The sequence below is a fragment of the Enterobacter sp. ENT02 genome (genome assembly GCF_019219165.1).
GTDB lineage: Bacteria > Pseudomonadota > Gammaproteobacteria > Enterobacterales > Enterobacteriaceae > Enterobacter > Enterobacter mori.
The window spans coordinates 215,351-227,473 of sequence record NZ_JAHUWD010000007.1 but is presented as its reverse complement, the minus strand read 5'-3'; the positions used below and the strand labels follow the sequence as shown (position 1 = coordinate 227,473).

Sequence of the window (12,123 nt, the reverse complement as noted above, 5' to 3'; positions counted from 1 at the left end):
ATGCCGAACTCAGAAGTGAAACGCCGTAGCGCCGATGGTAGTGTGGGGTCTCCCCATGTGAGAGTAGGGAACTGCCAGGCATCAATTAGAAGAACCCCGTACCGAAAGGTGCGGGGTTTTTTGCTTTGTGCTTCACCTTCTCCCTGCGTCAGAAAGAATAGCGCCCCCAGAAATATAATAGCTCACCACTCTTCTCCTTATTTTTAAATAAATTCACATTTCCTTCTACGAAATATCTTAATTTCCCATGTTTTATAAATTTATTCACGCGGTAAAAGCATCATGAATTTAAGACTATTCATGTCACTCTGCGAGATATAACACCCTGCTTTCGTATCCTTGCGAGTTAACAATGCGTATATATTCCACATTAAATGTATTGCTTTGTGGTGAAGTTTTCATTTGGTAGCATTTAAAATAGTTCGAAGAAACGGTGATGTTTAATATTTGCGAGTTTCATTATTCGCATATCGTTTCCAGAACAAAACCAAGAGTTAATTTCACTCGCGTATATTATTTTTGTAGCGTGACGACTCTTTATTTCTCAGGATATTGGTAAAAACAGGATATTTTATGAAACTGAATAAAGTTGCTATGGCTGTCGCTTTGACCGCTGCTCTGGGTTCAATGTCTGCATTCGCTGATACGACGAATGGCCAAATTGAATTCCAGGGTGAACTGGTGAATACCGCATGTGGTCTGGCGCCAGGCTCCAGCCCGGTAAGCGTTGATTTTGGCCAGATTCCTGTTTCTGCGCTGGCTAATGGTGCGCGCGCCGGAAACGTACATCAGAACATCGAACTGCAGCACTGTGACACCACTGTTGCTCAAACTGCTGAAGTAACTTACTCCCCAACCAGCGTAAACCCAACGGATGCGTCTCTGGCAGCCTTCACCTCTGGTACTGCGTCTGGTGCGGGTATTGGTCTGCGTGACAGCGCCAGTCAGGACGTTGTCTGGGGTAACGCAACCACCCCTGTTCAACTGGTTGATGGCACCAACACCATTCCGTTCGTGGCATATGTGAAAGCAGAAAGCGCAAGCGCGAGTGTGACGGCGGGTTCCTTCCAGTCAACGGTTAACTTCGAGATTGCTTATCAGTAATCCGCAGAGCGGAGTCAGTGCGGGAAAATTTCCCGCACTATTAAAGAACGAAAATAAAAACGTGTTTTTAATGCCGATTTATTTCGCTGTCGCGACGTAACTATTAAAGCGGAAGGCGTTACGGCGTTCGTACACGTTTTTAAATTGTCGACACCCACAAAATAACTATAACGCAGTGGAACGCAGAGCGCTTTTAATGGATTTGTTCGGGACGGGGATCATGTCAGTAAAATTAAATACTAATCTAACAATAATTGCTCTCCTGGTGATGAATTGCTGCTATGCGGCAACGGCGCGCGCGGAGGAGCGAGTTGAGTTTAATACTGATGTTCTGGATGCTTCGGATCGTACCCGTATCGATCTATCTCGCTTTGCGACAGATAACTATGTCACACCTGGTGACTATTTGCTGGATATCCGTATTAACGGCCAGTCGATAGGCCAGGAGAAAATCCGTTATGTGGAATCGCCTGACGGCAATCGTACGCTGCCGTGTATCAGCGGCGACCTGCTGGACAAACTGGCGCTGAAAGAAGACGCACGTACACAAGTCGCTCAAATCTATGAAAACTGCTATTCCCTGCAGCGTCTGTCGGGGGCGAAATTAAGTAACTATGCCGGTGTGCTTGATATCACCGTACCCCAGGCATGGATGAAGTACAACGACCTTGACTGGACGCCGCCTGAACGTTGGGATGAAGGTATCGCCGGTCTGATTTTTGACTACAGCATTAACGGACAGCTGACGCGTCAGTTCAGCGACAATGAAAACTACAGCGCGATATCAGGCTACGGTCAGGCGGGAGCCAACATCGGCGGCTGGCGTATGCGCGGTGAATATCAGACAAGCTACTACAGCCAGACCCATCAATCCAATTTTGACTGGAACCAGATCTACGCCTACCGGCCATTGCCGATGATGGCGGCAAAACTGACGCTGGGTGAGATTTACCTGAACTCGCAGGTTTTTGATACGCTGCGATTTACCGGGATTAACCTCGCCAGCGATGAGCGGATGCTTCCTCCGGCGCTACAGGGCTATGCGCCTGAAATCCACGGTATTGCCCGTTCGAATGCCAAAGTGACCGTCAGTCAGAGCGGGCGCGTCATTTATGAAACCACCGTCCCCGCTGGACCGTTCAATATTCAGGATTTGCGCAGTTCGGTGCGCGGTACGCTCGACGTGCGCGTTGAGGAGCAGGATGGCTCAATCTCGATGTTCCAGGTGAACACCGCCAACATTCCATATCTCACGCGTCCGGGCTATGTCCGTTACAACCTGTCGGGCGGCACGCCGTCTCGCTATAACCACTCACTGAAGGGGCCAACGTTCCTGTCTGGCGATTTCTCCTGGGGGATCAGTAATGCATGGTCGTTGTACGGTGGCCTGCAGTCGTCGGGTGAAGCCTACACCGCAACCTCTCTGGGGATTGGTCGCGATCTTAACGCGTTAGGAGCCATCTCCATTGATGCCACTGAGTCGTGGAGCCGTGAGCCTGACGGGAAACGTCTGAAAGGCACCTCATACAAGCTGAGCTACGCGAAAACCTTCGACGAATACAACAGCTCAATTACGTTCGCGGGATACCGCTTCTCGCAGGAAGACTTCCGCACAATGGCGCAATACCTTGATGAGCGTTATCAGGGTTATGACCGTGTCGGGCGCGAAAAACAGCTCTATACCATCACCGGGAGTAAAACCTTTTGGGCCGGTGAAGCGGGTAAAGCGACAACCGTTTTTCTCACCTGGACCCACCAAAACTACTGGAATCAACGCAGCCAGGATCGATACGGCCTGTCCGTGGGACGTGTCTTCCGCATCGGCGATATCAACGGTATCACCGCCAATCTTTCCGCTTACCGTACTGACTATAAAGGGCAAAAGGACGACTCCATCTCCCTCTCATTATCTGTGCCGATTGGGGATAACAAATGGGCAGGGCTGGACATCCAGACCAACAACGGTAAAACCAGCCCGATGGCGTCATACACCGACAACAGCGATTTCAACAATCTGTGGCGCGTTCGCGCGGGTGCCAGTCAGAACAGTAACGCCAGCGTGGACGGCTATTACCTGCACCGTTCGCAATTGGCGGAAATTAATACCAACGCCAGCTACCAGCAAAATGAGTTTATGGCGTTAAGTACCACCCTGCGTGGCGGTTTTACGGCGACCCGGCATGGCGCGGCGATGCATAACAGCGGCGCAACGATGAACACGGCACGTGTCATGGTCGATACCAACGGCATTGGCGGCGTCCCTCTCAATGGCGAAAAGTCCCGGACTAACCGCTTCGGTATTGCCGTTGTACCGGATGTAGTGAGCTACAACAGCTTTGACACCCGCGTAGACGTCGATGCCATGGATGGCGATATCGAACCGGCAAGAGCCATCAGTACCAGTACCCTGACGGAAGGGGCCATCGGCTATCAGGCTTTTGGGATGGCGAAGGGGATGAAGATGATGGGCACGTTACGCCTCGCAGATAACAGCGTCCCACCTTTCGGGGCGGAAATATACAACACCGATGGCGTAAGCGTCGCCATGGTGCTGGAGGACGGCAAGGCATGGCTTGCGGGCATAAACGCCAATGAAACTCTGAATGTCATGTGGGGGGGCAAACAGCAGTGCAAAGTGACCATCCCGCCCGGCGTGAACAACGGACGTTCGGACACGCTTCTGCCGTGCCGCTAATCCCTGTGTAAAGCGTTATCCCACTGTAATTAAAGGCTAAAAATGAGCAAGAACAGACATAGCAGATATCTTATGGCGGCGTGTGCGCTGAGCCTGTTGAACGGCTACGCGCAGGCGGGCGTCTCTCTGGATCGGACGCGCATCATCATTACGGAGAAAGAGTCTTCGTCCAGCGCCAATCTGTCTAATACCAGTCCGGATATTCCGTTCCTGGCCCAGTCGTGGGTAGAGGATGAAAAGGGCAATAAGATCGCCTCGCCGCTGATTGTGCTCCCGCCGTTGCAGCGAATTAATGGGGGGCAGAAAGGGATAGCGCGCGTCACTAAAACGGCGGGCATCGACAAACTGCCGAAGGACAGAGAGAGTCTGTTCTACCTCAACGTCAGGGAAATTCCACCAAAGCCGGAAAAACCCAACACGCTGCAGCTGGCAATGCAGTCACGCATCAAGTTGTTCTATCGCCCTGAAGCGGTGATCCCGAAGACAAAGGGGGAAGTTTGGCAGGATCGCCTGGTATTCCATAAAAGCGGCAGCGAGATGACCGTGCAGAATCCCACGCCTTACTACGTGACCATCCTCAGCTTGACCAGGGCCGATGGGCAGAAAATTACCCGTTTCCCGGGGATCATGGTTGCGCCTAAATCGAGCCAGAAGTTTGAGGTGACGGATGCAGGCGTTAGCCAGTTTTCGATGAAGTTTGTGAATGATTATGGCGGGCATCCGGAGCTGAAATTCCGGTGTGAAGGCACTACCTGCAAGGCGTTACCCTCCGCCCAGCAGGGCTAATCAGGAAGGAGCCTGACAATGCAAAACCCTTTTCCTTATGCAGCCCTTCTGGCGTTGTGCACGCTCGGATTTTCCGGGTCGGCGTGGTCCGTGGTGGACGGTGAAATTAAGGCGGTAAATGGTACCTATGAATACCTGATTAACATTAGCAATCATGACATTACCAGCAACCAGGTCGGTGCCGTTGTTATTGACGAATTTGACCTGGCCGGGATGTTTCAGGGCCGTGCGTACTGCGCACAACCGATGATAAGCCAGCCGGTATATTACATGTCGCAGGCAACGTTAACCCAATCAGGAATGACGGCGGGTTACCTCAAGCTCAATGACTACATGGACGTTAAAATCGAGATCTACATCGGCGGTAATTTACAGCAGTACAAAACCGTACCGTTCGATAATGTCTCCAACAACGTCAATCAGAACTACTGCAACCCCCCCAGCACCATACTGGACAATCAGTTTGCCTCCGGCGCGAAGGGAAGAGTGACCTTCATGATCACCAAACCCATTATCAACGGGGTGAACTTACAGGGTTCCGAAATCGCAACGCTTTATGGTCGACTGGGGCCGGGTGCCATGGGGCAAACGCCACTGTCGCGCGTCACCATCGCTTCCGGCGTCATCACCGTACCGGATAAATGCATCGTTAATCAGGGGACGCCCATCGTCGTCGATTTCGGCAATATTCCGGGAACGGGCAGCAGGCTGGATGGCATCAATTACAGTCAAAACGTACCGATTCACGTGAAATGCCAGGGCGGCAGTTTTTCCCAGGGAGAGCTGAATATCAAGCTGGGGATCCAGCAGGCTAATCCGGCATTCACTGACGGTAAATACCTGAGTACCCAGGGAACCGCCGACCGGTCTGAGCTGGGCATCGCTTTGCGTGACAGCAAGGGTAATCCCGTGGTGCCAAACACGTTCTATAACGTGCCGGGATTTTCCCACAACGAAGGTGACTGGAACCTGATCGCCGCGCCGGTGGCCAAAAATGCCACCTCGGTTATCCCTGAGGGCGAATTCCATGCATCGGCGACGGTTGTGGCTGAATTCCAGTAAGGAGGGAATATGCATCTCATGATAATTATCCTCGCCTGTTTTTTGACGGCATTTTCTGCGACACCCGCCTGGGCGCGAGGGGAGTTGATTGGTGGCGATCTTGGCTTTAAAGGCGTCGTAATGGCTTACCCCTGCAGTATTGCGCCAGAATCGGGGCGGGTTCTGGTCGATTTTGGTGAGGTGTCAACAAAGTCATTGTATATAAACGGAAAAACAACACCGGTTCCGTTCACTATTACCTTGCAGGACTGTAATCCGAATGTCTTTAACGCGGTGACGGTGACGTTCAGCGGCATCGCCAACGGCAACATGGCGGACCGGCTGGCCATTAACGCCACAGCCCCAGGCAATGCGGGCGGGGTGGGGATAGGATTGCTGGAGGAGGATGATACGCCTGTGCGTTTGAATGTCGCCACGCGTCCCACCCTCATCAACGACACCCTGTTACGGCTAAGCTTCCAGGCCTTTGTTGAAGCGGAACCCGATGCCATTGCAAACGGAACGTTAACGACAGGGCCTTTTACCGCCACCGCAAATTATACATTGAACTATCAGTAGCGGCGCTAATAGGGAACTGCAGCATGAGGTATCAATTTTTTCTTTACGATAAAAATATTTTTTATTCGCAAGGAATTAAAATGGTTATTACCAGCTTACTTGCTGAACAGACGGACGTTTTATATTCCTTAACGGATGACTACGATCAGCTGCTTGCTCAACTACAGCGTCAGGTTAACGGCGAGGGCTGCATGTGGATCCTCTGTGATTTAGATAGCCTGCCGCAAGAGCGGCTCCATACGCTGCAATTAATGAAAGAATTTTATCAGCATGAAAATAAAAGCCTGATTATGCTATTGAGTAAGCACAATATGCCTCTTTTTTTTGCACTGTATTCGCTTTTGCCCACCGCGCATTGGCTGCTTAAAAATGAAAATATTGAGAGCATTATGCCGTTTTTTCAGCGTCTGTTGGATAAAAAACGTCAGGGATGTTGCTTTAGCGCATCGCTGGTCAGCTATACGCAAAAAAAAATTTACGACCGGAGCAGAGATCCCACTATTTCAGGGAGTGAATGGTGGTTGATGGAAGAATTATTTAAGGGGAAATCATTATCGCAAATATCAGATGAAGTAAATGTCGATATCCGTCGCTTGAGCTATATCAAGCGCCACTTAATGAAGAGACTGAATATTAGAAGCAATATCGCTTTATTCTCCGCATTTAGAGGCATTATGCCCTGAATCCGTGAGCCAACCTTTCGGTAGAACGCATTACCGATTTAACGGTGCAAATTATTGCACGTCATTAACTCGAAGTAAGGAAAACGGAAATGAAAAAACTGACAGTGTTTGAAGCCGCTGGCGTTGTAGGGGGAACCTGCAAGACCTGTGAAATCACGTATCAGAACGTCACCGTTGGTGGCGTCACCTCCTGTAAGCAGATCACAACCTGTACGGATAAGCATGGCTGCACGACCAGCATGAGAGATGCTGATTCAAGCAAATGTGGTGGTATCCCTAACCGCTATTAAAATCGGCACTGCCTGGGGTGTGCTGCCCCAGGCTTTTCTACTGTGAGAAAACGATAGTGAACCCATTAACGCGCAAAACAGCGATCGGTTATTCGATCTTTCTGATTATTATTTCCGTTTCGATTACGGTGCTTTTCTATCATGTTTTTGTTTTTAATTCCTTTGCGAAAGATGATTCCGCGACGCAGGCGTTTCGAGAGGTCAGCGCCGAAAAGCTTGCGAAAAGTCCGATAAAAAAAGAGCACAGTATTATCGAGGTCATGTCTTACGGTTGCCATTATTGTGCGGCAAACGAAGAGAACCTTGCAGAACTTACCCGTAAACTACCGCCGGATACCACATTTACCTCTATTCATATTGCAGGCGAGGATAATGGCCTTGCCGCCTATGCGCCGATCTTTGCCACGCTGGAAGCGATGGGAATAGAAAGGGATGTTCGCGACAGTGCGTATAACGCCATTATCACGAGAAACGTCGATCTGACGGATGAGAAAAAACTGAACGGTTGGTTAGCGAAAAATAATATTGATGTCGTCAAGTTTACGACATTGAGGAAAAGTAAAAAGGTTAAAGAGCGTCTCAGCGAAATGGCGGCTATTGCCGATTACTACGATATTAACGCCACGCCGATGTTTATTATTAATCAACGCTATGTTGTCGCGCAGGACCGCGAATTCCCGGCGTTTGCGCAGCGCATGCTGGAACTACTCAAAGAGGATAAATAATTCTGTGATCAGATTATTCATTGTCTGGAGCGTGTTTAGCGTCAAAAATAGCGCGGGAAAAATTGAAGTCATTCAGCGAACGCTTTCTCAGTGCGGTATTTTTCTATTGCGAAAAATAATGCGATACGTGCCTCTCCCCGTGACGCTGGTGGTGGCGAAGGGACTCTGCGCATCGTGGCTTCTCGGACGCGCGTTTCGCTTACGAAACGCGGTGGCTAATGAAAACTATCGTTGCCTGACTGGGCAAACATCCCGGCTGGACGTGGCCTGGATGGCAGTCCGGCGACGCCTGCTGGAAGAGGCCGCCACCTGGGGGCAAAACACGGTGCTGCTTCAGCAAATTCGTGCTTGCGCCGCGGATCTCGATGCGGTGGTCGCACCGCTGCACCAGCAAAACGCGCCCTACATCCTGGCACCGCTCCATACGGTGTCTGACGTGCTGGCTGCCATGATTGGTGCCAGCGTTACGCCGGGTAAAGCGAGCGTGGTGGTTTCTTCCAGCGCTGAGCTTTACAGCGCCCCCGTCCGTGCGCTTGGGGGCGTTGCACTCGCCTACTGTTCAATTCATCAGGAGAACAAAACGCTGGCCAGCGGCCTGATGGAGCTCATCACCGATGTCGCCGTCGGGCAGCAGAACATGATTATTTTTCCTGATATCTCGCCCGACTATACCTCGCAGGCAGAAGGGGCGCGGGTGGCGAAGCTGCCATGTCGTTTATTTGGTCGCAGCGCAAAGTTGCATAGCGGTCTGGTGCGTCTTTCCGGCGCAATTGCCGCACAGGTCGTGTTTTATCACCTCAGCTATAACAACGGCCTGCGCATCCACATTCATCCGCCGGTGAGCAGTCAGAATGTCGCCAGCGTGCTGCCCGTCATCATTGAATCTACCCTGCGAAAGCACCCGCAGGAGTGGCTCCTCTGGCACAGCCATTCTCTCTACTTTATCAATCACTCACTATAAAAATGAAAACCACGATCCCGAATCTGATCTTTCAGGAAGAGACCAACGAGTGCGGGCTGGCGTGCGTAGCGATGCTGGCGCAAACGCAGGGGCAGACGATCTCGCTCGAGACGCTGCGCGGCATTTTTCCAGCCTCCGATCACGGTACTTCGCTGGACACGCTGATGGCCATCCTTGCGCGGTTGGGCATTGCGACGACGCCTGTGCTGTTTGAGCATCATGAGCTAAGTGAACTGCCGCTGCCGGCCATTTTGCACTACGGTGCGAGCCACTATGTCCTGCTGGCCTGGCGTAAAGGCAACCACGTCTGCGTAATGAACCCGGCGATTGGCGAGCAGTGGCTGCCCTTTGCCGCGCTTAAGCAGGAGATCAGCGGTTATGCCCTGATTGTGGAACCCGACCAGGTGCTGGCCGCCGATCCCGAGCTGGCGCTGCCGACAACGGTACAGTCCATGCCAGGGGTGATGAGCATGCAGGAGACGGCGGGCGAGCCGGGTATTTATCGGCTGATGCTGTTGACCTTCCTGGTGTCGTTAACGCTGTTTCTGATGCCCACGATGGTCAGTAGCGCCATCAATCAGGCCTTCTCCAGCGTGGAGAACAGCGGCTTCCCGTACGGTTGGTTTATCCTGGCGTTTGTGGTCTCGTCGCTGATGGCTCTGGGCGTTCGGGCGATCAGCGAACGCTACATCAAACGGTTTGTGCTGATCCACAGCGGCGTCGGATTTTCTCGTCTGCTTCAAAACCCACTACGTTTTTTTGAAAAACGAGCCCCAGGGGAGATCTTCAGCCGCTTTACCGCCTGGCAGATGGGCCTGCTGCAGAAGATCGAGCTGGATAATGGTCTGCGTTCCGATTGGGTGATAGGTGCGATCGCGCTGGCGATCATGTTCTGGATCGCCCCGGTCCTGGCGGCGATCTCCGCCATCGGCGTGACGGTGATGGGGATCATCAGCGTCTGGGCCGTGATCCGCGACCGCTGGTTTACCCAGCAGCTGCAGCTGAAAAGCGCCGCGCTGAATGATTTTTTTATGGAGACCATTCAGGGCATCTTGACCGTCAAAACCGCCGGGCTGGAAGGGCAGCGTCAGGGGCAGTTTGCCGCCTTAAGCCGCGAACTGTTTGCATGCTTACAGCGCCAGAAGGTCTATCAACAGGTAAAAGAGGGTCTGTATCAGCTGAGCGGCAGCCTGGAGATGGTAGCGTTTATGCTGGTGGTGCTGCCGATGGTTCACGGCAAGCTGATCTCACTGGGCGATTTTTTTGCCTACAGCTTCCTGCGGCAAATCTTTACCTCCTACGTCACGCGGATCTTCTACGCCATCATTCAGAAAACGCAGCTGCACGTGATCGACACCCGCGCGCATGCCCTTTTTGCGCCACGGGAAGACGGTACGCGCGCGCCGCTAACAACAATACCCCCAGCTGATGCGGCGCCTGATTTGGACTTTAACGCGCTGGGCTACGGGTACGATCCCGCCATGCCCGTCCTCACATCCGTCTCATTATCGCTCCGGCCAGGGGAGCAGATTGCAATTGTGGGGGAGTCGGGGGCCGGTAAAAGCACCTTACTCCGGTTGATAGCCGGGCTGTTCTCCCCACAGGCGGGAGGATGTTATGCAGGCGGGAACGCGCTGCCTGCCGCACAGCTGGCGCAGTATGTCTGCCTGCAAAGCCAGGAGGACATTCTCTTTAACGCCTCGGTGCGTGAAAACATCACCTTATTCGACGCGTACTACCGGGAACGCGACCGCGGACGGGTTGAGGCTCTGCTTGATGCTCTCGCGCTGGGTGACGTGGTGCGTGCATTGCCAGGGGGGCTGGATGCCCTGATCCGCGAGAGCCACGCGGCGCTGTCTCTCGGCCAGCGTCAACGGCTGTTGCTGGCCCGCGCGCTGTACAGCTCACGCCCTGTTTTGCTCCTTGATGAGCCGACGGCCAATCTTGACGACGAGACCTCGGCAATCGTCATGGCAACGGTCCACGCGCACTGCCGCAGGGCTGGAAAATCATTGATTGTTGTCACGCACAGCGAGCAGGTTTTATCGGGATTTCAGCAGGTTTACCGCCTGGCTGGCGGCAGGCTCAGCCTGCGGGAGGGTGGCAATGAAGCTTGATTCCCGCTGGGTCATGCTGGGCTGCGGTCTGGCGCTTGCCGCCGCGATGGCGGGGTTTTGGGTGGTGATGGACTCGCCCTCACCGCATGCGCGCCTGGCCGTGGAGACTATCGGCACCGGCGACATCGAAAAGGTGGTGCTGGTGACGGGGATCCTGAAGCCAGCGGTACAGGTTAACGTCGGTGCTCAGGTCAACGGGCAGTTGCGTAAATTGTATGTTCGCCAGGGAGAGCGGGTGAAAAAAGGACAACTGCTGGCGGAAATCGACCCGACGCTGCAGGAGTCGGAACTCAGGAATACAAAGGCACAGCTCGCCAGCGCCCGAGCGCAGAAGCTCTCCGCGCAAGCAACGTTGCTGCGCTACCGCCAGGAGCTGGATCGTCAGCGCATGATGCAGCGCGACGGCTCAGGCGTGCGCAGCGAGTTTGAGCAGGCCAGATCGCAATACGCGGTGCAGGTACAGCAGATTGAGGTGAGCGAGGCGCAGATCGCGCAGGCTGAAATGGCGGTGAAAACGGCGCAGGCCAATCTCAGCTATACGCGCATTGTCGCGCCGGTTGACGGCGAGGTATTGGGGGTTGTGACCCGTGAAGGACAGACTATCGTTTCGTCGCAAACGGCGCCGACCATCCTGGTGCTGGCGGATCTCGATACGATGCAGGTACAAACGCGTATCTCTGAGGCGGACGTCCAAAAAATTCATCCCGGCCAGCCGCTCAGTTTTTATGTCATTGCCAATCCGGATAAACGTTACGCCAGCACCATGGGCTATGTGCAGCCTGCGGCGCAGGACGCGATCGAGGCATCCGGCGAGAGAGGTATGGGCGGGAACCCTCAGGCCGCGGCGGTCTACTACACCGGCACGTTCGAGGTGCCTAACGCCGGTCGTGAACTCAAAACGTCAATGACGGCACAGGTATTTATTCAGATCGCCAGGGCCAGTAACGTTCTGCGCGTTCCGGTTGCCGCGCTGGGCCAGGCGATGGATGGCGATCGATACACCATTACCACCGTTGAAGACGGGAATACGCAGTCCCGTACGATCCGCATCGGCATTAACGACCGTCAATACGCCGAAGTGCTTGAAGGGCTGCAGGCGGGCGACCAGGTGGTGCTGGCACAAGACGTGGAGCGAGGATAAC

Annotated in this window: 11 protein-coding genes; all 11 read left to right on the top strand. The window is 53.3% G+C overall.

Annotated features, from left to right (window positions below; all coding sequences use genetic code 11):
- Positions 1-573 precede the first annotated feature (573 nt).
- The 11 genes from KW829_RS19370 (at position 574) to KW829_RS19320 (ending at position 12,122) form a co-directional block, all read left to right on the top strand.
- Positions 574-1,104: a fimbrial protein gene (locus KW829_RS19370; protein ID WP_010427801.1), complete on the top strand. Its 531-nt coding sequence runs from the start codon at positions 574-576 to the stop codon at positions 1,102-1,104.
- A 220-nt stretch (positions 1,105-1,324) separates the two neighbouring features.
- The gene (locus KW829_RS19365) at positions 1,325-3,799 is read left to right on the top strand and encodes a fimbria/pilus outer membrane usher protein (RefSeq protein WP_218308852.1); all 2,475 of its coding nucleotides are present in this window, start codon (positions 1,325-1,327) and stop codon (positions 3,797-3,799) included.
- Between the two features lie 42 nt (positions 3,800-3,841).
- On the top strand, positions 3,842-4,585 hold the full coding sequence (locus KW829_RS19360; RefSeq protein WP_228864801.1) for a molecular chaperone: 744 nt from the start codon (positions 3,842-3,844) through the stop codon (positions 4,583-4,585).
- Between the two features lie 18 nt (positions 4,586-4,603).
- Positions 4,604-5,647 carry a fimbrial protein gene (locus KW829_RS19355; protein WP_218308851.1) on the top strand — a complete coding sequence of 348 codons (1,044 nt, stop codon included), beginning with the start codon at positions 4,604-4,606 and terminating at the stop codon, positions 5,645-5,647.
- Positions 5,648-5,656: 9 nt separating this feature from the next.
- The gene (locus tag KW829_RS19350) at positions 5,657-6,205 is read left to right on the top strand and encodes a fimbrial protein (protein ID WP_218308850.1); all 549 of its coding nucleotides are present in this window, start codon (positions 5,657-5,659) and stop codon (positions 6,203-6,205) included.
- An 80-nt stretch (positions 6,206-6,285) separates the two neighbouring features.
- A complete protein-coding gene (locus KW829_RS19345) occupies positions 6,286-6,888 on the top strand; it encodes a DNA-binding response regulator (RefSeq protein ID WP_256350680.1) in 603 nt (200 codons plus the stop codon).
- A gap of 89 nt (positions 6,889-6,977) precedes the next feature.
- On the top strand, positions 6,978-7,178 hold the full coding sequence (locus KW829_RS19340; RefSeq protein ID WP_042714040.1) for a DUF4762 family protein: 201 nt from the start codon (positions 6,978-6,980) through the stop codon (positions 7,176-7,178).
- A gap of 56 nt (positions 7,179-7,234) precedes the next feature.
- Entirely contained in the window at positions 7,235-7,903 is a 669-nt protein-coding gene (locus KW829_RS19335) for a DsbA family protein (RefSeq protein WP_218308848.1), read from the top strand.
- A 4-nt stretch (positions 7,904-7,907) separates the two neighbouring features.
- Positions 7,908-8,864, top strand: a complete 957-nt coding sequence (locus KW829_RS19330; protein WP_218308847.1) for an ABC transporter — start codon at positions 7,908-7,910, stop codon at positions 8,862-8,864.
- 2 nt (positions 8,865-8,866) lie between these two features.
- Complete coding sequence (locus KW829_RS19325; protein ID WP_218308846.1) at positions 8,867-10,981, top strand: peptidase domain-containing ABC transporter; 2,115 nt, start codon at positions 8,867-8,869, stop codon at positions 10,979-10,981.
- Positions 10,971-12,122 carry an efflux RND transporter periplasmic adaptor subunit gene (locus KW829_RS19320; RefSeq protein WP_218308845.1) on the top strand — a complete coding sequence of 384 codons (1,152 nt, stop codon included), beginning with the start codon at positions 10,971-10,973 and terminating at the stop codon, positions 12,120-12,122. Before KW829_RS19325 ends, KW829_RS19320 begins: the two co-directional genes overlap by 11 nt.
- Position 12,123: the final 1 nt, after the last annotated feature.

Coding starts and splice junctions, on each gene's coding strand:
- KW829_RS19355 (WP_218308851.1), top strand. CDS start 4,604: ATGCAAAACCCTTTTCCTTATGCAGCCCTTCTGGCGTTGTGCACGCTC.
- KW829_RS19370 (WP_010427801.1), top strand. CDS start 574: ATGAAACTGAATAAAGTTGCTATGGCTGTCGCTTTGACCGCTGCTCTG.
- KW829_RS19325 (WP_218308846.1), top strand. CDS start 8,867: ATGAAAACCACGATCCCGAATCTGATCTTTCAGGAAGAGACCAACGAG.
- KW829_RS19345 (WP_256350680.1), top strand. CDS start 6,286: ATGGTTATTACCAGCTTACTTGCTGAACAGACGGACGTTTTATATTCC.
- KW829_RS19320 (WP_218308845.1), top strand. CDS start 10,971: ATGAAGCTTGATTCCCGCTGGGTCATGCTGGGCTGCGGTCTGGCGCTT.
- KW829_RS19365 (WP_218308852.1), top strand. CDS start 1,325: ATGTCAGTAAAATTAAATACTAATCTAACAATAATTGCTCTCCTGGTG.
- KW829_RS19350 (WP_218308850.1), top strand. CDS start 5,657: ATGCATCTCATGATAATTATCCTCGCCTGTTTTTTGACGGCATTTTCT.
- KW829_RS19360 (WP_228864801.1), top strand. CDS start 3,842: ATGAGCAAGAACAGACATAGCAGATATCTTATGGCGGCGTGTGCGCTG.
- KW829_RS19340 (WP_042714040.1), top strand. CDS start 6,978: ATGAAAAAACTGACAGTGTTTGAAGCCGCTGGCGTTGTAGGGGGAACC.